General features: G+C 64.4%; 21 protein-coding genes. 6 read left to right on the top strand and 15 right to left on the bottom strand.

Going from position 1 to position 22,843, the window contains the following annotated elements; translation table 11 throughout:
* Nucleotides 1-55: 55 nt before the first annotated feature.
* From AC56LR_RS12085 to AC56LR_RS12120, 8 genes are all read right to left on the bottom strand, one after another.
* Nucleotides 56-193, bottom strand: a complete 138-nt coding sequence (locus tag AC56LR_RS12085) for a hypothetical protein (protein WP_497130600.1) — start codon at nt 191-193, stop codon at nt 56-58.
* A 340-nt stretch (nt 194-533) separates the two neighbouring features.
* Complete coding sequence (locus AC56LR_RS12090; RefSeq protein ID WP_497130602.1) at nt 534-1,226, bottom strand: response regulator; 693 nt, start codon at nt 1,224-1,226, stop codon at nt 534-536.
* A 6-nt stretch (nt 1,227-1,232) separates the two neighbouring features.
* Nucleotides 1,233-2,933 (bottom strand): GAF domain-containing sensor histidine kinase, encoded by a 1,701-nt coding sequence (locus AC56LR_RS12095; RefSeq protein WP_497130603.1) that lies wholly within the window; start codon nt 2,931-2,933, stop codon nt 1,233-1,235.
* Between the two features lie 412 nt (nt 2,934-3,345).
* Nucleotides 3,346-3,825, bottom strand: a complete 480-nt coding sequence (locus AC56LR_RS12100; RefSeq protein ID WP_497130605.1) for a VOC family protein — start codon at nt 3,823-3,825, stop codon at nt 3,346-3,348.
* Nucleotides 3,826-3,949: 124 nt separating this feature from the next.
* Nucleotides 3,950-6,193 (bottom strand): RelA/SpoT family protein, encoded by a 2,244-nt coding sequence (locus tag AC56LR_RS12105; protein ID WP_497130606.1) that lies wholly within the window; start codon nt 6,191-6,193, stop codon nt 3,950-3,952.
* A gap of 75 nt (nt 6,194-6,268) precedes the next feature.
* Nucleotides 6,269-6,472, bottom strand: coding sequence for a DNA-directed RNA polymerase subunit omega (gene rpoZ / locus AC56LR_RS12110; protein ID WP_019922806.1), 204 nt, complete (start codon nt 6,470-6,472; stop codon nt 6,269-6,271).
* Between the two features lie 49 nt (nt 6,473-6,521).
* Nucleotides 6,522-7,166, bottom strand: a complete 645-nt coding sequence (gene gmk / locus AC56LR_RS12115; RefSeq protein ID WP_497130609.1) for a guanylate kinase — start codon at nt 7,164-7,166, stop codon at nt 6,522-6,524.
* A gap of 110 nt (nt 7,167-7,276) precedes the next feature.
* The gene (locus AC56LR_RS12120) at nt 7,277-8,164 is read right to left on the bottom strand and encodes a YicC/YloC family endoribonuclease (RefSeq protein ID WP_497130610.1); all 888 of its coding nucleotides are present in this window, start codon (nt 8,162-8,164) and stop codon (nt 7,277-7,279) included.
* 112 nt (nt 8,165-8,276) lie between these two features.
* Between AC56LR_RS12120 and AC56LR_RS12125 the strand changes: the two genes are divergently transcribed.
* The 5 genes from AC56LR_RS12125 to hemW all read left to right on the top strand — a co-directional run bounded on the left by AC56LR_RS12125 (nt 8,277) and on the right by hemW (nt 12,881).
* Nucleotides 8,277-9,269, top strand: a complete 993-nt coding sequence (locus AC56LR_RS12125; RefSeq protein WP_497130612.1) for a serine/threonine protein kinase — start codon at nt 8,277-8,279, stop codon at nt 9,267-9,269.
* 10 nt (nt 9,270-9,279) lie between these two features.
* Nucleotides 9,280-10,206, top strand: coding sequence for a PP2C family protein-serine/threonine phosphatase (locus tag AC56LR_RS12130; RefSeq protein ID WP_497130614.1), 927 nt, complete (start codon nt 9,280-9,282; stop codon nt 10,204-10,206).
* 13 nt (nt 10,207-10,219) lie between these two features.
* Nucleotides 10,220-10,954, top strand: a complete 735-nt coding sequence (gene rph, locus AC56LR_RS12135) for a ribonuclease PH (protein ID WP_497130616.1) — start codon at nt 10,220-10,222, stop codon at nt 10,952-10,954.
* A gap of 110 nt (nt 10,955-11,064) precedes the next feature.
* Nucleotides 11,065-11,649 carry an RdgB/HAM1 family non-canonical purine NTP pyrophosphatase gene (gene rdgB / locus AC56LR_RS12140; RefSeq protein ID WP_497130618.1) on the top strand — a complete coding sequence of 195 codons (585 nt, stop codon included), beginning with the start codon at nt 11,065-11,067 and terminating at the stop codon, nt 11,647-11,649.
* The gene (hemW, locus tag AC56LR_RS12145; RefSeq protein ID WP_497130619.1) at nt 11,646-12,881 is read left to right on the top strand and encodes a radical SAM family heme chaperone HemW; all 1,236 of its coding nucleotides are present in this window, start codon (nt 11,646-11,648) and stop codon (nt 12,879-12,881) included. The genes rdgB and hemW overlap by 4 nt, the downstream gene beginning before the upstream one ends.
* Nucleotides 12,882-12,916: 35 nt before the next feature.
* Here hemW and AC56LR_RS12150 read toward each other — a convergent pair whose 3' ends face one another.
* The 5 genes from AC56LR_RS12150 to AC56LR_RS12170 all read right to left on the bottom strand — a co-directional run bounded on the left by AC56LR_RS12150 (nt 12,917) and on the right by AC56LR_RS12170 (nt 20,396).
* Entirely contained in the window at nt 12,917-13,846 is a 930-nt protein-coding gene (locus AC56LR_RS12150; RefSeq protein WP_497130620.1) for a M28 family peptidase, read from the bottom strand.
* A gap of 106 nt (nt 13,847-13,952) precedes the next feature.
* Entirely contained in the window at nt 13,953-14,393 is a 441-nt protein-coding gene (locus tag AC56LR_RS12155) for a thioesterase family protein (RefSeq protein ID WP_497130621.1), read from the bottom strand.
* A 146-nt stretch (nt 14,394-14,539) separates the two neighbouring features.
* Entirely contained in the window at nt 14,540-15,973 is a 1,434-nt protein-coding gene (locus AC56LR_RS12160; protein WP_497130723.1) for an efflux transporter outer membrane subunit, read from the bottom strand.
* A gap of 8 nt (nt 15,974-15,981) precedes the next feature.
* The gene (locus tag AC56LR_RS12165) at nt 15,982-19,146 is read right to left on the bottom strand and encodes an efflux RND transporter permease subunit (protein ID WP_497130623.1); all 3,165 of its coding nucleotides are present in this window, start codon (nt 19,144-19,146) and stop codon (nt 15,982-15,984) included.
* A 32-nt stretch (nt 19,147-19,178) separates the two neighbouring features.
* Nucleotides 19,179-20,396 (bottom strand): efflux RND transporter periplasmic adaptor subunit, encoded by a 1,218-nt coding sequence (locus AC56LR_RS12170; protein WP_497130625.1) that lies wholly within the window; start codon nt 20,394-20,396, stop codon nt 19,179-19,181.
* Between the two features lie 156 nt (nt 20,397-20,552).
* Here AC56LR_RS12170 and AC56LR_RS12175 point away from each other — a divergent pair, with 156 nt between their 5' ends.
* Nucleotides 20,553-21,170 (top strand): TetR family transcriptional regulator, encoded by a 618-nt coding sequence (locus AC56LR_RS12175; protein ID WP_497130627.1) that lies wholly within the window; start codon nt 20,553-20,555, stop codon nt 21,168-21,170.
* A 100-nt stretch (nt 21,171-21,270) separates the two neighbouring features.
* On the opposite strand, the gene tal is transcribed toward AC56LR_RS12175, so the two are convergent.
* Nucleotides 21,271-22,200, bottom strand: a complete 930-nt coding sequence (tal, locus tag AC56LR_RS12180) for a transaldolase (protein ID WP_497130628.1) — start codon at nt 22,198-22,200, stop codon at nt 21,271-21,273.
* 61 nt (nt 22,201-22,261) lie between these two features.
* A complete protein-coding gene (locus tag AC56LR_RS12185) occupies nt 22,262-22,762 on the bottom strand; it encodes a GAF domain-containing protein (RefSeq protein ID WP_497130630.1) in 501 nt (166 codons plus the stop codon).
* Between the last annotated feature and the right edge of the window lie 81 nt (nt 22,763-22,843).

Consider the following 22,843-nt stretch of genomic DNA (forward strand, 5'->3'; position numbering starts at 1 on the left):
CCGTCGATAAGTAATGGATGTGGTTGTCAGCGCCTTGCCGGACCGCCGCCCCGTCCTACAGCAACGCGAGGATCGCGAGGATGCAGACGACGGCTACGAGCGACCAGGCCAGTGCATGTTCATACTCCAGACTGCCGGTCATTGCCCCCATGAATTCGCCGATCGCTGGCGGTAGATAGTCGAGAAAGTACATGTCTGCCCTTCCGCTCCTGCCGCACATCGCTCGGGATTTCATCAGGCTTCGACACCAGCGCTGATGTCTCACTGTAGGTCTTCGCTGACACGGACGCATCGCACATGCGCCCTTTCCGGGGGGAGGCTTTTGAACCGATTTTCCAGCCGGGGCCCATGACAAATGTCACAGTCTCAAAAGGACAAATCAGGCAGCTCCACGGGAAGCAACGAGGATGTCGATGATTGAAGGCGCGCGCCTGCATGCCAGGCAAGCGCTGGGAGCAGCCGTGCAGGGAATGGTGAAACCGGAAGGAGGCCGTGCGCATCCTTGATGCGAGGCCTTGGGAGAAGAGCGGGAATCAGTTCGATTTGCTACGGGGGCCGTGCCTGACTGCATACACATACAGTTCGAGCCGGTTGCTCACGCCAAGCTTCTTGTAGATCGTGACCAGGTGATTGCGCAAGGTGTGCTCGGAGATGAACAGGCTCCCGGCCAGCGCCTTGTTGGTCAAGCCGTTGCCGTCCACGATGGCGTCGACGATCTTGCGCTCCCTCAGGGTGAGCGAGTCGAGCTTCACGACATGGGGGTCGGGCGGCGGCGGCGTGCGCGGGCGGGTCAGGTCGCTGAAGATGCGCGCCATCATGTCGTTGGCCAGCCACATCTCGCCCTGGTGTACTTTTTCGATCGCGCGCAGGACGATCTCCGCGGGTGCATCCTTGCGCAGTACGCCGCGTGCACCGGCCACGATAGCGCGGTCGAGCACGGCCTGGTCGCGCATGCCCGTGAATACCAGCGCCCGCGATACCCCGCTGACCAGCAGCGCAGGGAGGAAGTCGAGCGAGCATTCGCCGCCGAGATCGATGTCCAGCAGGATCACGTCGGGCGAATGTCTGGCGGCCTGCTCCAGCGCCTCCTCCCGGTTGCTGGCGCATCCCACGACCCACATGCCATTACGCTCGCTGTCGATCAGGCGTTCCAGGCCCCACAGCATGGTTTTGTGGTCATCGACCAGCAGGACGGAAATAGGCGGGCGGGGCGCGGATGTTGTCATGGTGGATTAGAGGGGAATGTCGACATGGACCGTTGTCTTGCCCTGGGAACTGCCTACATAGGCGAAGCCGCCCAATGTCGCGGCCCGCTCTGAAATCGAACGTGGGGTGAACGGGCTTGCCGGGCCGCCCGGACATTCGTTCTCGATCCGGATATGCAGCCAGCCGCCGTTGGTATGCAGTATGACGGCGCCGCGCCTGGCGGCCGTGTGGCGCCGGATGTTGCTCATTCCCTCGCGGACGAGCTGGACCACTTCGGCGCCAAGGCGGTCGTTGATATGCAGCGTTTCATGGCCGCTCAGGGCGATGTCGAGCTTGTAGTACACCTTGAAATGGGCTGCATGGGCCTCGAGGGCCAGCCCGTATCCGGGCTCGTCTGACGAAGGCGCCGCCGAGGTCACGGTGGCAAAACGGCGCAGGTCGTGCACGAAACTGTCCGCCATGTCGGCGACCTGGCGTAACTCGGCAGCAATCGGGTTTTCCTTGCCGGCCTGGCGGATCAGCGCCTGCAGCGCATGCGAGAGCCCGATATACGGCTGCACCGTCGTATCGTGCAGGTCGCAGGAAAATTTCTTGCGCTCACGCCGGCCGGCGTCCGATGCCATGCGGTCGAGCAGCGCGATGTTCTCGATGACGGGAAAGGCCTGGGCTGCCACCTGGGCAAGAAACGCAGCGTCTTCCTGATTCAGGCCTGCCTTGGCCGAGATGACGAAGATCCTTCCTTCGCCATCGCGCAAGGGAATGGGCGTACAAACAAAGCTGCGCGCTCCCAGCAGGTCGGCAAGCTGGCGCCCCACGTACACGGGAACGGATTGCCATTTGCCGCTGTCTTCGTCCCGCGTACGCAGTGACTCGCCCCATGCGGTGAATTGGTAAGGTGGAGCGTTGTACACCGCGCTTTCACGGGGAGACACACAGGACAGGGCGACGGCCAGTTGCTCGTCTAACAAATACTGGTCGACCATCGACGGTGTTCCGCTATTGCCTGTCGAGCGCAGGCGCCAGACACCGGTTGCGCTATCCCGCATCAGCGCCATGCACGTGCTTGCATCGAAGAAGCTGCGCGTGTGTTCGAGGACCGACGCGATCGTGTGATCGACGCCGAAACGGGGATTGGACAGGCGGCTGACGTCGCGCAGCAGGGCGATGCGGCGCCGATTGGTGAGAAGGGCTTCGCCCCAGTGGGCCACCATGTACCCCAAGCCAATCAGGAAGGCTGATCGCAACAGCACATTGGCCAGTATCTTTTCGTCCAGGCTGACAATGCCGGATAGCAGGAAAAAGGCGGTGCATGCGAGTGTGACGCGCGCTCCCTCGTCGTAGCCCCAACGGAATGCCGCGGTTGCGATGACAAAGAAATACAGGAAGAAGAAGCCTGCCAGCGGGCCGGTGATGGCCACTACCAGGCTAAACCAGATGACGTCCAGCCAATGCCCCAACCGGGGATGCTGGATCGCCCTGCCGGTTTGGCTCAGGACGTGCAGGACGATACTGTGCGCGGTATACCCATAGAAAACCAGCATGGTGAGTGGGTGCGGTTGGCCCAGGCCATCCGGATCGATCATCACGGTGAACAGGCTCGCCAAGGCGAGTATGACCCGCATCTTGCCGATCAGTGTCTGTTCATCGACGTCCAGACAAATGGACACGTGGTCGCGGCATACATTGCCCAAGTTGCCTCCCACAAGAATTGAGAACGACAGGGTCAACGTTCGGCTTCGCACCGATGGGACTACTCCCTTATCGCAGCAGCGCCTTGCATGAGGATACTCAGGCAGCCTGCCATGCGCTCAAGGATCCAAAGGAAGTCGTCACGAAATGTTGATAATAAATATATACCATCTTTACGGCTATCTATACTGGATTATGATAAATATCGCAACGAAGATGTTGCTTTCATACGCCAGTGCTCGCTTGGCGTGATAAAGGGTGCATTTATCTAAATAGAATGGGTGTGATTTTTCCCGGCCAAATGCGCTGCCTGCATTCCCGGCTGCAATGAATTAGGAAGCAGCAGGGAAGACCAGGTCTGGGATATCCAGGTGGTAGCAAGGACGGGCCGCCCGTGACGCGATTCTCACTAACTGACCGGCATGACGGCAAACCTGGCCTCATGCTGGATCAGCCGCGCCGCGCCGCCTCGATCGCGGCCACGTCGATCTTCTTCATCTGCATCATGGCCTCGAAGGCGCGCTTGGCCGCTGCCTGGTCCGGGTCGGTATAGGCCTCGATCAGGACACGCGGGGTGATCTGCCACGACAGTCCCCATTTATCCTTGCACCACCCGCACTGGCTCTCCTGGCCGCCGTTGCCGACGATCGCATTCCACAGGCGATCGGTTTCCTCCTGGTCGTCGGTCGCCACCTGGAACGAGAAGGACTCGTTGTGGGTCATGCCCGCACCGCCGTTCAGGCCGAGACAGGGAATCCCCATCACCGTGAACTCCACCGTCAGGACGTCGCCCTGCTTGCCGGCCGGGTAGTCGCCCGGCGCGCGGTGGACGGCCTTGACCGCGCTGTCCGGGAAAGTCTCGGCATAGAACTGCGCGGCCTCCAGGGCGGCGCCGTCGTACCAGAGACAAATCGTGTTCTTGCTGACCATGCTGGTTCTCCGATGGGCTGATGAATAGCGAGCTTAACCCAGGAAGCAACGATGGACGTCAATCGAAAAGCATAGCTGCGCGATCGTCGCGGTGGCAACGCACCTGAACCATCGCGGGTACGCTTTACGACCGCTCGCGCTCGACCCGGTTCACCCCCGCCACCCGCCGCAAATTGCGGATCAGCTGCGCCAGGTGCACCCGGTCCTTCACCTGGATGGTGAAGCGCAGCTGCGTCATCAGGTGTTCGTCGTCCTCGTCCATGCCGACATAGGTGATGTTGGCGTCCGACTCGCCGATCTCGGCGGCCACGCGCGCCAGGATGCCTTTTTCATTGTTGATGAGCAGGCGGATGCGGCAGTCGAAGCGGCGATTGAGTTCTTCGCCCCATTGCACGGCGATCCAGCGGTCCGGTTCCTTGGCGCGCACGCGCTTGGCCGGCAGGCAGTCGCAGGTGTGCACCACCAGGCCCTGGTCGCGCCGCAGCTGGCCCAGGATCTGGTCGCCCGGGATCGGCAGGCAGCATGGCGCCAGCTGCACCGAGACGCCTTCGCTGCCGTAGATCGTGACCGGGTCGATGTCGCTGGCGGGCTGCGTCTGGGACGACGGCGCGTGGTCCGGGTCGCTTTCGATCAGGCCGAAGATGTGACGCGCCACCAGGGCCGGCATGCGCTTGCCGATGCCGATGTCGGCATACAGCTCGTCCATCGACTTGGCCGAGGACTCGGCCAGCAGCTTCTCGACCGCGCCGGGCGACAGGTCCGGGTTGATGTTGCGGGCGGCGAGGGCGCCGGCCAGCAGTTCCTGGCCCAGCTCCACCGACTCGTTCACGTTCACCGTGCGCAGGTAGTGGCGGATCGCCGAACGGGCCTTGCCGGTGCGGACGAAACTCAGCCAGGTCGGGCTCGGGCGCGAATCGGGATTGGTGACGATTTCGACGATGTCGCCGTTGTGCAGCTCGTTGCGGAGCAGGGCCGCTTCGTTGTTGATCTTGACCGAGACCGTATGGTCGCCGATGCCGGTGTGGATCGAGTAGGCGAAATCGAGCGCCGTGGCGCCGCGCGGCAGGGCGATGATTTTTGATTTCGGCGTGAACACGTAGACCGAATCCGGGAACAGGTCGACCTTCACGTGCTCGAGGAATTCGGCCGAGTCGCCGGTCTGCTGCTGGATGTCGAGCAGCGACTGCAGCCAGGCGTGGGTGCGCTGCTGCAGGTCCGACATGTTCGAGTCGCCGGTCTTGTACAGCCAGTGCGCCGCGACGCCGCTTTCTGCCGTGCGGTGCATCTCCTGGGTGCGGATCTGGAATTCGACCGGGGTGCCGTAGGGGCCGATCAGGGTGGTGTGCAGCGACTGGTAGCCGTTGATCTTGCGGATCGCGATGTAGTCCTTGAACTTCCCCGGCATCGGCTTGTACAGCGCGTGCAGGGTGCCAAGCGTGACATAACAGTTCGGGACCGTGTCGACCACCACGCGGAAACCGTACACGTCGAGCACCTGCGAGAACGACAGGTGCTTGTTGCGCATCTTCTTGTAGATGCCGTACAGGGTCTTTTCGCGGCCGTAGACTTCGGCCGTGATGCCGGCCGTCGCCAGCTGCGCCTTGACCGACTCGAGGATCTTCTTCACCACTTCGCGGCGGTTGCCGCGCGCGGCCTTGATCGCCTTGGCCAGGGTCTGGTAGCGCAGCGGGTACAGGTGCGAGAACGAGAGGTCCTGCAGCTCGCGGTAGATGTTGTTCAGGCCGAGGCGGTGGGCGATGGGCACATACACTTCCATCGTCTCGCGCGCGATGCGGCGCTTCTTGGCCGCGACCATCACGCCGAGCGTGCGCATGTTGTGCAGGCGGTCGGCCAGCTTGATCAGGATGACGCGCACGTCGGACGCCATCGCCAGCAGCATCTTGCGGAAGTTCTCCGCCTGCGCCTCGACCTGGCTCTGGAACTCGATCTTCTCGAGCTTGGACAGGCCGTCGACCAGGTTCGCGACCTGGGCGCCAAAGCGCTCGACCAGGTCGTCCTTCTTGACGTCCTGGTCTTCGATCACGTCGTGCAGCAGCGCGGCCATGATGGCCTGGGCGTCGAGCTTCCACTCGGCGCAGATCTCCGCGACGGCGATCGGATGGGAGATGTAGGGCTCGCCCGACTTGCGCACCTGGCCGAGATGCATCTCGTCCGAGAAGCGGTAGGCTTCCTTGACTTTCTTGAGCTCGGCGGGAGTGAGGTAGTCGGACAGCTTGTTGATCAGCTGCGTCACCGAGGCAACGCCCGGGGCGGGCGCCGGTGCTTCGGCGTCTTGCGGTTTACCCAGTCGTCGGGGCCGGGTAGGGGTCGTGCCTGGATGGGTCGAATCCGGGGAAGTCAGTTTCATGCGTTATATCGATCAGCCAGTGTAGGCACAGAATAACAGATTCAACGATTCCCGAATTCAAGCCACGCGGGGGTATTACATCGGCACTTTTTTCAGCATCTCGATGCCCACCTTGCCGGCGGCGATTTCGCGCAGCGCGACGACGGTCGGCTTGTCCTTGGCTTCGACTTTCGGGGTGTGGCCCTGCAGCAGCTGGCGTGCGCGGTAGGTTGCGGCCAGGGTCAGCTGGAAACGGTTCGGGATGTTTTTGAGGCAATCTTCGATGGTGATACGGGCCATGGTGACTCCTAAATAGACAGAACTGCGGCGAGCTATAGAGCGGCGCCGCTTATGATGGTTGTTGCGCGTGGATTCCGAGCTGGGCAAACAAGTCTGCATTGCGGGCCGCCTGTTGGGCGAAGCGGCAACGTGTCGCGATGACTATCGCTTGCAGCTGCGAGAGGGCGACATTGAACTCTTCGTTGATGATAGCATATTCGAAGTCCGGAGCGTGAGCGATCTCCCCCCCGGCGGCCAGCAGGCGGCGGGTGATGATGTGGGGTTCGTCGGTGCCGCGCTTGTGCAGGCGCTCTTCCAGCGCCTCGATCGACGGCGGCAAGATGAAGATGCCGGCCGCGTCCGGGAACTGCTTGCGCACCTGGCGCGCGCCCTGCCAGTCGATCTCCAGCAAAATATCCGTCCCCAGCTTCATTTCCTGCTCCACCGTCAGGCGGCTGGTGCCGTAGTAATTGCCGTGCACTTCCGCCCACTCCAGGAATTCCCCCCGGTCGGCGCGCGCCACGAAATCTTCGGTTGTCGTGAAATGGTATTCGCGGCCGTCCTGTTCGCCCGGGCGCGGCTGGCGCGTCGTGGTCGAGATCGACAGCTTGATGCCCGGTTCCAGCTTCAGCAGGGCGTTGACCAGGGTCGATTTTCCGGCGCCGGACGGGGCGGCGACGACGAACAGGCTGCCGGAGAGGGCGGGAGTGATCATATCTAATTCCTTGTTTGGTACGTGGTGTTCATCATAACGTTGAACGCGCGGACGGGTCTCCCCGTCCGCGCGTTCAAACGGTGCTCGCATTGTTGCGCGGCACCAACAAATTATTCCAGGTTCTGCACCTGCTCGCGCATCTGTTCGATCAGCAGCTTGAGCTCCATCGACGCATCGGCCAGTTCCTTCACCGAGGCCTTGGCGCCCAGCGTATTGGCTTCGCGGTTCAGCTCCTGCATCATGAAGTCCAGGCGCTTGCCGACCTGGCCGCCCTTTTTCAGGATGTGGCGGGTTTCGTTCAGGTGGGCCGACAGGCGCGACAACTCTTCGGACACGTCGATGCGGATGCCGTACAGTGTCACTTCCTGGCGGATGCGCTCGAGCACTTCCTGGCGCGTGAGCGTGGACGGGTTGCCGTGGCCGGCCAGGCCCAGCGCGTCCTGCATGCGCTCGATGGCCTTTTGCTGGAACTGCGAGATCACCTGCGGGATCAGCGGGGTGATGCGCTTGACGATCACTTCCATCGACTCGATGCGCGACTGCAGCATCGCTTCGAGCGCGGCGCCTTCGCGGCGGCGGCTGTCCACGAAGGCGGCGACGGTGGTGGCGGTGAGGGCGGCGACGTCGAGCTGGAGCGACTCCTGGCCCACGGTCGATTCTTCGATCACGCCGGGCCAGCGCAGCAGTTCGGCGATGGTCATCGGCGCGGCAGCAGGGAAATGCTGCCCGATTTCGCCTTGCAGGCGGGCCAGGTCGGCCAGCAGTTCCTGGTTCAGCGCCTGCGAGCCGCCGGTGGTCTTGCGGCCGAACGAGAGGCGCACTTCGACCTTGCCGCGGGTGATCGCGGCCATGATCGCGGCGCGCAGGTCCGGTTCGAGTGCGCGCAGGTCGTCGTTGATGCGGAATTGCAGATCCAGGAAGCGTGAATTGACGCTCTTGATCTCGATGGTGAGGGTGCCGGCAGCGCCTTCGCTGGTCGCCACCGCATAACCTGTCATGCTAGAAATGCTCAAAGAAGTCCCCGGTATTTTTTTCTATAGGGCAGCTGCCCTTTACAAAGCCAACATTTATCCCACACAATCGTCCCGTTAAGCAAGGAACCCTTCCTGGATGGCCGCACAGAACAACGCACCCCTGCCTGATGGCCTGGAAATTGCCGGATATCGCATTGTAAAGAAAATTGCGTCCGGTGGGTTCAGTATTGTTTATTTGGCATATGACGCCGAAGGCAATGCCGTCGCGATCAAGGAATACCTGCCCAGCCAGCTCGCCTTGCGCGCGCCGGGCGAGCTCGCGCCGAGCGTTTCCAAGCCCAATTTGCCGGTCTTTCGCATCGGCCTGAAATGCTTTTTCGAAGAGGGGCGGGCGCTGGCGCGCATCGTCCATCCGAACGTGGTGCGGGTGGTGAACTTCTTCCGCGCCAATGAGACGGTGTACATGGTGATGGCCTATGAATCCGGCCACACGCTGCAGGACCATATCGCGCGCCTGCATGCCAAGGGCAGCCGCATGGGCGAGGACTCGATCCGCCAGCTCTTCAACGGCGTCTGCGCCGGCGTGCGCGAAGTGCACGCCAACAAGCTGCTGCACCTCGACCTGAAACCGGCCAATATCTACCTGCGCAGCGACGGTTCGCCCCTGCTGCTCGACTTCGGCGCGGCGCGCCAGACCATCAACATCGACGTGCCGATGCTGGCGCCGATGTACACCCCGGGCTTCGCCGCGCCGGAGCTGTACAGCAAGGCCGCCACCCTGGGGCCCTGGACCGACATCTACAGCATCGGCGCGGCCATGTATGCCTGCATGACGCGCACGATGCCGCAGCCGGTCGAGGCGCGCAATCAGGACGACAAGACCGCCGTGCAGCTGGCGAAGCTCGCAGGCAGCTATTCGCCCGAGCTGGTGGACATGGTAGGGTCGTGCATGGCGCTCGACCCGCTGGCGCGCCTGCAGAGCGTGTTCGCCATGCAGAAGGTGCTGCAGGCGCCGCCCTCGATGGCGGTGCAAGCGGACGAGGACGAGGCGGCAGCGCCCGCGGCGGGCTGGCGCGGACTGGTCGGGCGGCTTGGCGGCATCGGCCGCAAAGCGCGCACTCAGGATTAAAGGAGGCAGCATGCAGTTTTCCGTCTACCAGCAGACCCACATCGGCGGGCGCAAGGTCAACCAGGACCGCATGGGCTACAGCTTCACGCGCGACGCGCTGCTGCTGGTGCTGGCCGACGGCATGGGCGGACACCTAGCAGGCGAGATCGCCGCCACCATCGCGCTGCAGACCCTGTCGATGATGTTCCGCATGCAGGCCAAGCCCTATATCAAGAAGGCCGAGCGCTTTCTGGAAGAAGCGCTGCAGCAGGCGCACTGGGACATCCTGGCGTACGCCGAAGCCAACAAGCTTCCCGAGACGCCGCGCACCACCATCGTGGCCTGCCTGGTGCAGCACAACTGCGCCGTGTGGGCGCACTGCGGCGATTCGCGCCTGTACTGGGTGCGCCGCAACCAGGTGCTGGCGCGCACGCGCGACCACTCGCACCTCGAATACCTGATCGACAAGGGCCGCGCGCTTGAATCCGACCGCAACACCCACCCCGACCGCAACAAGCTGTACAACTGCCTGGGCGCCGGCCAGGAACCGAAGATCGAGCTGTCAACCCAGGCCAGCCTGGAACCGGGCGACACGCTGCTGCTTTGTTCGGACGGCCTGTGGTCGGTGCTGCCGGAAACCGAAATCGTGCACCGGCTCTCCACCTCGACCATCGTGCAGGCGGTGCCCGACATGGTGGCGATGTCGGCCGCCATCGGCGGGGCGCGCGGCGACAACACGACGGCGCTGGCGATCACCTGGCAGGGTGCGGAGGCAGCAGGAGGCGCCTCGCCCGACATGATCTCGACCCAGATGCTGGCCGACGACGCCGTCAGCTCGACCATCACGGCGGGCCAGCCTGCCAATTCGGGCGCCGACGCGTTTGACGAAGACGAGATCGAAAAGGCGATTGCCGAGATCCGCGAGGCGATCGAAAAATCTTCCCAGTTACTCAAATAACAAAGGCTATCCCATGAGCTTCGAACAACGCCCGAGCGGTCGCACCGTCGACCAGCTGCGCAGCATCCGCATCACCCGCCAGTACACCAAACATGCCGAAGGCTCGGTGCTGATCGAATGCGGCGACACCAAGGTGATCTGCACCGCCAGCATCGAAGAAAAAGTGCCGGGCTTCCTGAAGGGGAAGGGCCAGGGCTGGATGACCGCCGAATACGGCATGCTGCCGCGCTCGACCCACACCCGCATGGACCGCGAGGCCGCACGCGGCAAGCAAAGCGGCCGCACGCAAGAGATCCAGCGCCTGATCGGCCGCTCGCTGCGCGCCGCGTTCGACCTGGAAGCGTTTGGCGAGCGCACCCTGCACCTGGACTGCGACGTGATCCAGGCGGACGGCGGCACCCGCACCGCCTCGATCACCGGCGCCATGGTCGCGGCCTACGACGCCTTCAATGCGCTGGTGGGGCAGGGTGTGTTGCCGGCGGTGCCGGTGAAGCATTTCGTGGCGGCGATCTCGGTCGGCGTCTACAAGGGCATGCCGGTGCTGGACCTGGACTATATCGAGGATTCGGACTGCGATACCGACATGAACGTGGTGATGAACGAGCAGGGGCATTTCATCGAGGTGCAGGGGACGGCGGAAGGCGCGGCGTTCGATCGCAACGGGATGAACCGGCTGCTGGATCTGGGACAGCTGGGGATTACGGAGTTGATCAGGTTGCAGAAGCAGTCGTTGGGGCTTGTCGGCTGATCTGCTGGTGCGGCTTCGGTAGGGAACTGGGCACCGCAGCCACCAAAGCATCCTTTAGTCCAACGCGCTAAAATACCCACCCTCCGCAGCAAACAACCCCCACACACCCCATGACCCAACGCCTGATCCTCGCCTCCAACAACGCCGGCAAACTCACCGAATTCGCGCAGCTGCTTCGCCCCATCGGTTTCGAACTGCACCCGCAAGGCGAATTCGACGTGCCGGAAGCGGAAGAGCCCTTCGGCACCTTCGTGGAAAACGCGCTGGCCAAGGCGCGCCACGCCGCGCGCCTGACCGGCCTGCCGGCACTCAGCGACGACTCGGGCGTCTGTGTCAACGCCCTGGGCGGCGCCCCCGGCGTGTATTCGGCACGCTTCGCCGGCGAACCGAAATCCGACGCCCGCAATAGCGAGAAGCTGGTAGCCGACCTGGCGCAGCACGCCGACAAATCCGCCTATTACTACTGCGTGCTGGTCTACGTGCGCCACGCCGACGACCCGCAGCCCATCATCGCCGACGGCCGTTGGAACGGCGAGATCATCGATACGCCACGCGGCGCCAATGGCTTCGGCTACGATCCGCACTTCCTGATCCCGCTGCTTGGCAAGACCACCGCCGAACTGGAACCCGCCGTGAAGAACGCCCACTCGCACCGCGGCCAGGCCCTGCGTGCACTGGTAGAGAAGCTGCGATGATCCCGATTAAAGTCGCGGGCCCCGCGCCCAGCGAACCACGCAATCCGGCGACGACGGCCCTGCAATACCTGAAACCGGGCGCGCTGAACCTGACGGCCTTGCCGCCGCTGTCGCTCTACATCCACTTCCCGTGGTGCGTGCGCAAATGCCCGTATTGCGATTTCAATTCGCACGAGGCCAAGGGCGAGCTGCCGGAAAAGGACTATCTCGATGCCGTGCGCCTCGACCTGGAGCAGTCGCTGCCGATGATCTGGGGCCGCAAGATCCACACCGTCTTCATCGGCGGCGGCACCCCGAGCCTGATGTCGGCCGCGGGGCTCGACCGCCTGCTGTCCGACGTGCGCACCCTGCTGCCACTCGAGATCGGGGCCGAGATCACGATGGAAGCCAACCCGGGCACCTTCGAGGCCGAGCGCTTCATGTCCTATCGCGACAGCGGCGTGAACCGCCTGTCGATCGGCATTCAGAGCTTCAACGGCGCCCACCTGAAGGCCCTCGGCCGCATCCACGACGAGAGCGAAGCCCTGCGCGCGGTGGAGATCGCGCGCTCCACGTTCGACAACTTCAACCTCGACCTGATGTTCGCGCTGCCGGGGCAAACGCTCGAGCAGGCGCGGATTGATTTGCAAACCGCGATGTCGTTCGCGCCGCCCCACCTGTCGATGTACCACCTGACGATGGAGCCGAACACGGTCTTCGCGAAATACCCGCCGGCGTTGCCGGATGACGACCTGAGCGCCGACATGCAGGACATGATCCTGGAAGCGACTCTTGGGGCCGGCTACCAGCACTACGAGGTCTCGGCCTATGCGCAGCCGGGCAAGCAGGCCAGGCACAACCTGAACTACTGGGGCTTCGGCGATTACCTGGGCATCGGCGCGGGCGCGCATTCGAAGATCTCGTTCCCGCACCGCGTGCTGCGCCAGGCGCGCTACAAGCAGCCGAACTCCTTCATGGAAGCGGCAAAACGCGGCAACCCGGTGCAGGAAGAGCACGAGATCGCGCGCGCCGACATGGGCTTCGAGTTCATGCTCAACACCCTGCGCCTGGTCGACGGCTTCGATCCGAATCTGTTCGGCGAGCGCACCGGCATGAACATCAGCGCCATCGGCAAGCAGCTGAACGAGGCCGAAGCCAAGGGCCTGCTCTACCGCGACCACAAGCTGATCCGCCCGACCGAGCTGGGCCAGCGCTTCCTGAACGATTTGCAGGAGATGTTCCTGGCCGGCTGACGCAATGCACCGACGGCGCCCGCCATTGCGCGGGTTCAGATCGTCTTCGCCCCCGCCAGCGCGTCGATGGTCCGCGCCAGCCCCTTGATCACGCGCGCCATGCCGGCGTAATCGAGCTTGTCCGGCGTGTCGTGGACGGTATGGTAGTAGGGATACCGCAGGAAGGCGGTGTCGGTGATCATCAGCGCCGGATAGCCGTGGCCGTTGTACGAGGCATGGTCGGACAAGGTCGCACCCATCACGTGCGCGGGCGCCGCCAGGCCCTCGGCGGGAAAATCGGATTGCGCCTGAAAGGCCCCCAGTGCCTGGCGCACCAGCGCCGACGATTCCAGCGTGCCCACGAACGCGATGAAATTGCCGGTGCCGGAGTAGGGTGTTTCGCGGTCCGGGTTATCGCCCTGGCTGCCTGCCGCTTCCGGATCCCAGCCGGTCGTTTTCAAGGCCAGGGCGCCTTCGGCCTTCTGTCCGGCCTGTTCGGGTGCCAGTACGGGCTGCGTGCAGCCCAGGTCTTCGCCGCTGAAACAGACGGCTTGTTCATTTACGAAGAAGACGAACTTCAGCTCGGTGCCGCGGCCCGGCCGCATGGTGTTGAGCAGGCGCGCCAGCTCCAGGACGGCCGCGGCGCCGCTGGCCGAGCCGACGTGCGCGCCGACGATGAAGATGCGTTCGGGCTTCGCGCCCGGCGCCGCGTTCGACACCGATACTTCGATCTGGCGCAGCGGCTGGCCGCCGGCGACCCGGGCCTGGCGCTGCACGCGGTAGCCGTAAGCCTGCAGGCTGGTTTCGATGTGCCGTGCTGCTGTGTCGTGCTCGTCGTTGGCGATGGCCTGCACATGGGTGCGCAGGCGCGCTTCCAGGACTGGCGCCGGCGTGGCGGAATCGGTTTCCATGGTCAGCGTGGCCAGCGCAATCGCAAGCAGGATCGCAATGACGATCTTCCAGTGTGAGCGGGAGAATTTGCGCATGGCACTCTGGCAGCAGCCTTCAAGCCTTGAAGCGTCCAGTGTAGCCAAGTCGGCAAAGCCGCGCCCCGCCAATTCCGCGCTTCAATTCAGCGCCAGGATGCCCGGCTCAGCGCGCGCTGTTCGGCAGGTCCTGGAAGTCATCGCTATGGTCGAGTGCGCGCAGCGGTTCGGCCAGGTTTGCGGGAGGTACGGTCAGCTTGCGCTGGCGAAGATCGAACCATCCCGCGGTCGAGGTGACGCGCGCGCACAGTACCCCGTCGCGGAAGAATTCGTTCCGCAGCATCATGCGGCTGGCGTCGCTCGATATGCCGGCCAGGGCCAGCGTCACGGTGATCTCGTCGAGCAGGCGGCATTCGCGGAAGTAGTCGATCTGGTCGCGCATCACCACCGGCCCGAGCTGCAGCCGGGCGAACTCCGACATCGGGAAGCCGTGCGCGGCGAAATACATCATGCGCACGTCGGCGGACTTGTCGAGATAGGCCGTGTTGCGCATGTGGGCGTTGAAGTCCATGTCGCCCCATCCGGCGATCAGGGTTTGCTGGTACATGGCGGGTCTCCTTGTTCGTTCGTGCGTGTACTTTACTGCGCGGAGCTAATGGCTGCAGATCGAACCAAATTTTGCAGCGCAGCGACAACGCAAGCAAAAAAAAACCGGACTGCGAACAGTCCGGTCTTTCGTTGATCGCGAAACGCTCAGCGCGCCGCCACCGGCGTCCCCGGCTCGCTCCACCCGCCGCCAAGCACGCGGTACAAGGTCACCTGGTTCTGCAAACGCTGCAGGTTCGCCTGCACCGCCGCCTGCTGCGCCTGGAACAGCGACCGCTGGGCGTCGAGCAAATCGAGGTAGCTGGCTGCGCCGTTCTTGTAGCGCAGGTCGGCCAGGTTGAAGCGGTCGGCTTCGGCTTCGGCCACCGCGCGCTGGGCGCGCAGCTGCTCGCTGAAGGTCGACTGCCCGGCCAGCGCGTCGGCCACTTCGCGGAAGGCGGTCTGGATCGCAAGCTCGTACTGCGCCACCGCGATGTCGCGGCCGGCGCGGGCAGAGCCCAGCACCGCGACGTTGCGGCCGTAGTCGAAGATCGGCAGGATCGCCTGCGGCGCGAAGGTCCAGCCGAAAGTGCCGCTCTTGAACAGGCCGGAGAGCTCGGTGCTGGCGCTGCCGACGCTGCCGGTGAGCGTGATGCGCGGGAAGAAGTTCGCGCGCGCCGCGCCGATGTTGGCGTTGGCCCCGATCAGCTGCTGCTCGGCCGCGCGGATGTCCGGGCGGTTGATCAACAGGTCGGAGGGCAGCCCGGCCGGCAGGTCCGGCAATTCGGTGGCGGCCAGGGTGGTTCCGGCCGGGTTCGGATCGATCGAGCCGCCCACCAGCAGCGTGAGCAGGTTGATGTCCTGGGCGCGCTGGCGCTGAGTTGCCGCCAGCGTTGTCAGCGCGGTTTCCACCAGCGAACGGGCCTGCTGCAGTTCGACGCGCGAGGTCACGCCGTTATCGAAGCGCAGCTGGGTCAGGCGCATCGATTCCTGGCGCGTGCCCAGCGCCTGCTGGGTAATCGCCAACAGCTCTTCGTCGGCCAGCAGCTGCAGGTAGGCGTTGGCGACCGACGCGACCAGGCTGATTTGCGTGGTCTTGCGCGCTTCCTCGGTGGCCAGGTATTGCGACAGCGCGGCGTCCGACAGGTTGCGCACGCGGCCGAACAGATCGAGCTCGAAGGACGAGACCGACAGGCCGGCCTGGTAGACGCTCTCGATCGGCTGGTCTTCGCCGGTGGTCTGGCGCTGGCCGCTGATGCCGGCGCCCACGGTCGGCAGGCGGTCGGCGCGGGTGATGCGGAACTGCGCGCGCGCCTGCTCGATGTTGGCCACTGCAATGCGCAGGTCGCGGTTGTTACTAAGGGCCTGCTCGATCAGGCCGCGCAGGCGGGCATCCTGGAAGAAGCGTTGCCAGGCCAGGGTGCTGGGCGCCTCGTTCGCCACCAGGGCGGCAGGCGCCTTGGCCGGCTTGGGCATCTCGGGGAAGGCCTGGGCCACCGGGGCCGCGGGGCGCTCGTATTTCGGCGCCAGCGACATGCAGCCTGCCAGCGTCAGTGCCAGCGCCATGGGCGCCAGCCGTACCAGTCGATTAGTTTTTTTCATCATGGCGATCAGATTTTTTCGTGGACTGCCGCTGCGGCTGCGGCTTCTTCTTCATGTGCGTATTTCTTGCGCTGGCGCTCGCTGCCCTTGAACAGCTTGCGCACCACCACGAAGAACATCGGCACGAACAGCACGCCCAGCGTGGTAGCCGTTATCATACCGCCCATCACGCCGGTACCGATGGCGCGTTGCGATGCCGAGCCGGCGCCGCCCGCGATCACCAGCGGCAGCACGCCCAGGATGAAGGCCAGCGAGGTCATGATAATCGGGCGAAAACGCAGGTGCGCCGCTTCGATTGCCGCTTCCATCGGGCTGCGTCCCTGCGCCTGCAGGTCTTTCGCGAACTCGATGATCAGGACCGCGTTCTTCGCCGCCAGGCCGATGATGGTCACCAGGCCGATCTTGAAGTACACGTCGTTCGGGTAGCCGCGCATCATGGCCGCCAGGATCGCGCCCAGGATACCGAGCGGCACCACCAGCAGCACCGCCACCGGGATCGACCAGCTCTCGTACAGGGCGGCCAGCGCCAGGAAGATCGCCAGCATCGAGAAGGCCATCAGGATGCCCATGGTCGAACCGGACTGCGCTTCTTCGCGCGACTGGCCGGTCCATTCGAAAGCGAAACCCTGCGGCAGCTTGGCCGCCAGTGCTTCCATCTCGGCCATCGCGTCGCCGGTCGAGTAGCCCGGCTTGGCGTCGCCGGCGATGCTCATCGCCGGATAGCCGTTGTAGCGGATGGTCTGCATCGGGCCGGTCACCCAGCGGGTGGTGGCGAACGAGGACAGCGGCACCGGCTGGCCCTGGGCGTTCAGTGCATTCAGTTGCAGCAGGTCGTCCGGCTGCATGCGGGCGCTGGCTTCGGCCTGCACCACGACACGCTGCAGGCGGCCGGCGTTCGGGAAGTCGTTGACATACGACGAACCGAGTGCGGTCGAAATGGCGCTGTTGATCGACTCGAAGCTCACGCCCAGTGCCTGCGCCTTGTCGCGGTCGATGTCGAGCATCACCTGCGGCGCGTCTTCCAGGCCTTCCGGACGCACGCCGGCCAGGATCTTGCTCTGCGAGGCCATGCCGAGCAGCTGGTTACGCGCCGCCAGCAGGGCATTGTGGCCGGCGCCGCCGCGGTCCTGCAGGCGGAAGGTAAAGCCGGTGCCGCGGCCCAGTTCGGGGATCGGCGGCGGCGACAGGGCGAAGATGAAGGCATCGCGCACGCCCGACAGGCCGCCCATGATGCGTCCGGCCAGCGCCTGTGCGCTCGAATTCGGGCCCTTGCGTTCGCTCCAGTCCTTCAGCGGGATGAAGGCCAGCGCCATGTTCTGGCCGGCGCCCGAGAACGAGAAGCCCAGCACGCTGACCATGTTGGCCACTTCCGGCTGCTTCATGATGAAGGTCTCGGCGGTGCGCATCACCTCGTTGGTACGCTCGAGCGTGGCGCCCGGCGGCAGCTGGATGTTGGCGATGACATAGCCCTGGTCTTCGTTCGGCAGGAAGGAACTCGGCATGCGGGCGAACAGCAGGCCCACCACGCCGACGATCAGGACGAAGGCCACCAGCGCGCGGCCGGAGCCGCGGATGATCTTGCCGACCCAGCCCTCGTAGCCCTTGGCGGTGCGGCTGAAGCGGCGGTTGAACCAGCCGAAGAAGCCTTTCTTCTCGTGGTGGTGGCCCGCTTCGACCGGCTTGAGAAGGTGCGCGCACAGGGCAGGGGTCAGCGACAGCGCCAGGAAGGCCGAGAAGGCGATCGAGGACACCATGACCACCGCGAACTGGCGGTAGATGTTGCCGACCGCGCCGCCGAAGAAAGCCAGCGGCACGAACACCGACATCAGCACCACGGTCACGCCGATGATGGCGCCCGAGATCTGGCCCATGGCCTTGCGGGTCGCAAGCAGTGGGCTCAGGCCTTCTTCGCTCATGATGCGTTCGACGTTCTCGACCACCACGATGGCATCGTCGACCACGATACCGATGACCAGGACCATACCGAACATGGTCAGCACGTTGATCGAATAGCCCAGCGCGAGCAGGGTTCCCAGGGAGCCGAGCAGCGCCACCGGCACCACGATGGTCGGGATGATCGTGTAGCGGAAGTTTTGCAGGAAGAGGTACATCACCAGGAACACCAGCACGATCGCTTCGATCAGGGTGTGCACGACCTGCTCGATCGAGATGTCGATGAATTTCGAGCTGTCGAAAGGCACGGTGGCCTTCATCCCGGGCGGGAAGAACTTCGACAGTTCATCCATGCGCTGGCGCACCAGGCGCGCGGTCTCCAATGCGTTGCCGCTTGGCGCCAGCTGCACGCCGATACCGGTGGACGGCTTGCCGTTCAGGCGCGCCGAAGTGGAGTAGCTCTGGCCGCCGATCTCGATGCGGGCCACGTCCTTCAGGCGCACGGTGGAGCCGTCCGGGTTCGCGCGCAGCACGATGTTGCCGAATTGTTCGGCGGTGGAGAGCTGGCCGGTGACGACCACGGTGGCGCTGATTTCCTGGCCTTGCGCCAGCGGCAGTTCACCGATGGTGCCCGATGCCACCTGGGCGTTCTGGCTGCGGATGGCGGCGTTGACGTCGGCGGGCGACAGGCGGAAACCCACCAGCTTGGCCGGGTCGATCCAGATGCGCATCGCGCGCTCGGTGCCGAACAGCTGCGCGGTGCCGACGCCCTTGATGCGCTGGATCTCCGGCAGCACCGTGCGCGAGGCGTAGTCGCCCAGCGCGATCGGGTCCCATTTCGGGTCGCTCGAGGACAGGATGGTAAACAGCAGGAAGTTGGCGCGCACCTTGTCGACGCGCACGCCCTGCTGGTTCACCGCCTGCGGCAGGCGCGGGGTGGCACGCGCCAGGCGGTTCTGGACGTCCACCTGGGCCAGGTCCGGGTTGGTGCCGGTTTCAAAGGTCAGGGTGATCGAGCCGGCGCCGCTGGCGGAGCTGCTCGATTCCATGTAGATCAGGCCCGGCGAGCCGTTCATCTCGCGTTCGATGACGGAGATGACCGAGTCTTCCAGGGTCTGGGCCGAGGCGCCCGGATAGGCGGCATTGATCACGATCGATGGCGGGGCCACGTTCGGATACTGTGCGATCGGCAGCTGGGTGATAGAGACCGCGCCGATCACCATGATAAACAGCGCGATCACCCAGGCAAAAATGGGGCGGTCGATGAAAAAACGTGCCATGTGAAATCCTGTTCTTGACTAGCGTTGGCGCGTTAGCGAGCGGCTGCGGCAGGTGCTGCAGGCGCCGAACCACCGGCGGCAGGGGCAGCGGTGCCCGGCGACCATGGCACCGGCTTGACCGGGGTACCCGGCGGCAGCATCTGCAGTTTCTGGAAGCCGTCGACCATCACGCGCTCGCCTTCTTTCAGGCCGTCGGTGACGACCCAGGCGCTGCCCTGCTGCGAACCGATCTTGACGGTGCGCGGGGTCGGCTTGTTGTCGGCGCCGACCACCATCAGGGTATCGCCCTGGGCGCCGCCGCGGGTGACGGCCTGCTGCGGCACCACGATCCCGTTGGGCAGCTGGGCCTGCGACAGGCGCACGCGCACGTACTGGCCCGGGAGCAGGGCGTTGTCCGGATTGGGGACCGTCGCGCGCAGGGTGACCTGGCCGGTGCTCGGGTCGACGGTGACGTCCGAGAACAGCAGGCGGCCGCGGGTCGGCAGTTCGGTGCCGTCGTCGAGCATCACGGTGACCGGGGCGTCTTTCGCGCCGCCGCCGGCTTGCTTGCGCAGGCGCTGCAGTTCGGTGGCCGACTGGGTGATGTTCAGGTACATCGGGTTATTCTGCTGGATCAGCGCCATCTGGGTGGCTTCCGCCGCGGAGACCAGTGCGCCTTCGGTCACCAGCGCGCGGCCGATGCGGCCCGAGATCGGCGCATTCACGTTGGCATAGCCCGAATTGATCTGGGCAATGCGCACCTGGGCGCGCGAGGCGGCCACGGCGGCTTCTGCCTGCTTCTGCGCGGCGACGGCATTGGTGTATTCCAGCTTGCTGATGGCGTTGGCCTCGACCAGCGGCTTGTAGCGCTGGGCCAGCGACGCGGCCTGGCTGAGGGTCGCCTGGGCGCGGCCGAGGTCGGCCTGCGCGGCAGCCACTTGGGCCTGGTAAGGTGCCGGGTCGATCTGGAACAGGGACTGGCCCTGCCTGACTTCGCTGCCTTCGGTGAACAGGCGCTTGAGCACCACGCCGTTGACGCGGGCGCGGACCTGGGCGGTACGGACCGGCTCGGCGCGCGCCGGCAATTCCGTCTGCAGGGCGACCGGCTCGAATTTGGTGGTGATGACGCCGACTTCAGGCGCGGGCATCCCGCCGCCAGGGCCGCCAGCGGCCGGGGCAGCGTCTTTCTTGCCGCAGGCCGACAGCAGGGCGAGGGCCATCAGGGTGGCGGCAGCGATCCGGGTCGGGGCATGGATGTGGTATGAGCGCATTACGTGTGCTTTCCTTCTGATTGTTGATTCGACTACCGTATGCGGGCATTTCCACACCATACGAATCGTCACTGGCTATTGCTGGCAGTTTTATATACTATCACGGTTGTATGTTTAATGTTTGAGGCGCCCTTCAAATCGAGGGCAAGGAAAAAAATGGCACGTAAAACCAAGGCGGAGGCTGCGGCTACCCGCGACAGCATCCTGGACGCTGCTGAAAAATTGTTCGCTGAACAAGGCGTTTCAAGGACAACTTTACAGCATATTGCCAGCGAGGCGGGCGTGACGCGCGGCGCGATTTATTGGCATTTCCTCGACAAGGGCGCGCTGCTGCAGGCCATGATGGAGCGCGTGAAAATGCCGCTCGAAGAAGCCATGCTGCTGCTCGATGCGAACGAGGGCGGCGATCCGGTGCAGGACTTGCGCGAGTATGTAATGACGGTGTTGCGGGTGACCGCCAGCGATCCGAAAGCCCGCCGCGTGTTCGAGATCGTCACGCTGAAGATGGAATTCGTGGCCGAGGCCGTCGTCATGCGCGAAGGGCGGCGCGAAAAGCAGCTGATCTGGATGCAGCGCGTCGAAACGCGCCTGAAGCAGGCCAAGGCCCTGGGCAGCGTCCGGCAAGACCTCGATCCGGTGACGGTCGCCAACGGCATGTGGATCATCATGGATGGCCTGATCCGCAACTGGCTGTTCGATACCGATGCCTACGACCTGGTCGCGCTGGGCGGGGCGGTGATGGACACCTACCTGGCGGGGCTGCGCGAGTGCTGAGGGTTTCGTAGGGCGGGCGGGAGACCCGCCCACCCTACGCAAGCCCAAATACAAAGCGCGCCCCTCGAGGCGCGCTTTGTATTTGCCGCATGCGACTTGTTTAACGCATCGTTTCGATCATCTGCTTGAGCTTGATCGAGTCAGCGACGAAGGCGCGGATGCCTTCGGCCAGCTTCTCGGTGCCCATCGCATCTTCATTGAGCATGAAGCGGAAGGTCTTCTCGTCCACGGTGATCTTCTCCAGGCCTGCCTGCGGCTCGGCGACCAGCTTGCGCTCGAGCGGGGCATCGCTGTCGGCCAGCTTTTGCAGCAGGTCCGGCGAGATGGTGAGCAGGTCGCAGCCGGCCAGTTCCGTGATCTGCGAGGTGTTGCGGAAGCTCGCGCCCATGACCTCGGTCTTGTAGCCGAAGGTGCGGTAGTACTGGTAAATGCGCTTGACCGACTGCACGCCCGGATCGTCCGCGCCTTGATAGTCGGTGCCGGTCGATTTCTTGTACCAGTCGTAGATGCGGCCGACGAACGGCGAGATCAGCTGCACGCCGGCGTCGGCGCAGGCGATCGCCTGGCACAGCGAGAACAGCAGGGTCAGGTTGCAGTGGATGCCTTCTTTTTCCAGGATCTCGGCGGCCTTGATGCCTTCCCAGGTCGAGGCGATCTTGATCAGCACGCGCTCGCGCGAGACGCGGGCCTTTTCGTACAGGGCGATCAGCTCGCGGCCCTTGGCGACCGTGGCTTCGGTGTCGAAGGACAGGGCGGCATCGATCTCGGTCGAGACGCGGCCCGGCACGAACTTCAGGATCTCGACGCCGAAACCGATCAGGAGGTTGTCGACGATTTCATCGACGGTGGCGTGCGGCGCGTCGGCAATGGCCTTTTCCAGCAGCGGGCGGTATTCCGGCTTTTGCACGGCCTTGAGGATCAGCGACGGATTGGTGGTCGCATCCTGCGGCGTGTAGGCCTTGATCGACTGGAAGTCGCCGGTGTCGGCGACGACGGTGGTGTATTGCTTGAGTTGTTCGAGTTGGTTCATCGTGGGGTCTCGGTGTGAATGAGTGAAACTTGAATGTGGTGGGGCGGCTTCGGCAGGCGCCTTAAACGAAATCGGTGCCATCGATGAACGCCGCAATCATGCGCTCCAGCCCTGCGCGGTCTTCATCCGAAAACCGGTCCAGCACCGGGCTGTCGATATCGAACACGCCGAGCACGTCGCCATCCTTGATCAGCGGGATCACGATCTCCGAATTCGAGGCCGAATCGCAGGCGATATGGCCGGGAAAGGCGTGCACGTCGGCGACCACGATGGTCTTGCGCTCGACCGCGGTGGTTCCGCAGACGCCGCGGCCGAAGGGGATGCGGGCGCAGGCCGGCTTGCCCTGGAAGGGGCCGACCAGCAGGTCCTGGCCGTCGCCCTTGCGCGCCGGTACGGTGAAATAGAAGCCGGCCCAGTTCAGGTCGGCGAGGGTGTCGTAAACGAGTGCCGAGAACTGCGCGGCGTTGGCCATCAGGCTGCGTTCGCCTTCGAGGACGCTCTCGACCTGGCGCTCCAGCAGGGCGTAATCGGGACGGGTAGTGCGTTCGGGATTGGTGTGCATGGCGGTGCCCGGGATGCTTTGGAAACCCAGTATTTTACACCTGTGGTGCGTTTAAGCGCCGAGGCGGCCCGTCGAACCTGG

The organism is Telluria sp. ZT3P39 (assembly GCF_059685935.1).

Bases quoted from the DNA above. Each gene is read 5' to 3' on its own strand.
- rdgB (WP_497130618.1), top strand. From the start codon at position 11,065: ATGACCCAACGCCTGATCCTCGCCTCCAACAACGCCGGCAAACTCACC.
- AC56LR_RS12170 (WP_497130625.1), bottom strand. From the start codon at position 20,396: ATGCGCTCATACCACATCCATGCCCCGACCCGGATCGCTGCCGCCACC.
- AC56LR_RS12175 (WP_497130627.1), top strand. From the start codon at position 20,553: ATGGCACGTAAAACCAAGGCGGAGGCTGCGGCTACCCGCGACAGCATC.
- tal (WP_497130628.1), bottom strand. From the start codon at position 22,200: ATGAACCAACTCGAACAACTCAAGCAATACACCACCGTCGTCGCCGAC.
- AC56LR_RS12105 (WP_497130606.1), bottom strand. From the start codon at position 6,193: ATGAAACTGACTTCCCCGGATTCGACCCATCCAGGCACGACCCCTACC.
- AC56LR_RS12150 (WP_497130620.1), bottom strand. From the start codon at position 13,846: ATGCGCAAATTCTCCCGCTCACACTGGAAGATCGTCATTGCGATCCTG.
- AC56LR_RS12160 (WP_497130723.1), bottom strand. From the start codon at position 15,973: ATGAAAAAAACTAATCGACTGGTACGGCTGGCGCCCATGGCGCTGGCA.
- rph (WP_497130616.1), top strand. From the start codon at position 10,220: ATGAGCTTCGAACAACGCCCGAGCGGTCGCACCGTCGACCAGCTGCGC.
- AC56LR_RS12155 (WP_497130621.1), bottom strand. From the start codon at position 14,393: ATGTACCAGCAAACCCTGATCGCCGGATGGGGCGACATGGACTTCAAC.
- AC56LR_RS12085 (WP_497130600.1), bottom strand. From the start codon at position 193: ATGTACTTTCTCGACTATCTACCGCCAGCGATCGGCGAATTCATGGGG.
- hemW (WP_497130619.1), top strand. From the start codon at position 11,646: ATGATCCCGATTAAAGTCGCGGGCCCCGCGCCCAGCGAACCACGCAAT.
- AC56LR_RS12125 (WP_497130612.1), top strand. From the start codon at position 8,277: ATGGCCGCACAGAACAACGCACCCCTGCCTGATGGCCTGGAAATTGCC.
- AC56LR_RS12100 (WP_497130605.1), bottom strand. From the start codon at position 3,825: ATGGTCAGCAAGAACACGATTTGTCTCTGGTACGACGGCGCCGCCCTG.
- gmk (WP_497130609.1), bottom strand. From the start codon at position 7,166: ATGATCACTCCCGCCCTCTCCGGCAGCCTGTTCGTCGTCGCCGCCCCG.
- AC56LR_RS12165 (WP_497130623.1), bottom strand. From the start codon at position 19,146: ATGGCACGTTTTTTCATCGACCGCCCCATTTTTGCCTGGGTGATCGCG.
- AC56LR_RS12120 (WP_497130610.1), bottom strand. From the start codon at position 8,164: ATGACAGGTTATGCGGTGGCGACCAGCGAAGGCGCTGCCGGCACCCTC.
- AC56LR_RS12185 (WP_497130630.1), bottom strand. From the start codon at position 22,762: ATGCACACCAATCCCGAACGCACTACCCGTCCCGATTACGCCCTGCTG.
- rpoZ (WP_019922806.1), bottom strand. From the start codon at position 6,472: ATGGCCCGTATCACCATCGAAGATTGCCTCAAAAACATCCCGAACCGT.
- AC56LR_RS12090 (WP_497130602.1), bottom strand. From the start codon at position 1,226: ATGACAACATCCGCGCCCCGCCCGCCTATTTCCGTCCTGCTGGTCGAT.
- AC56LR_RS12130 (WP_497130614.1), top strand. From the start codon at position 9,280: ATGCAGTTTTCCGTCTACCAGCAGACCCACATCGGCGGGCGCAAGGTC.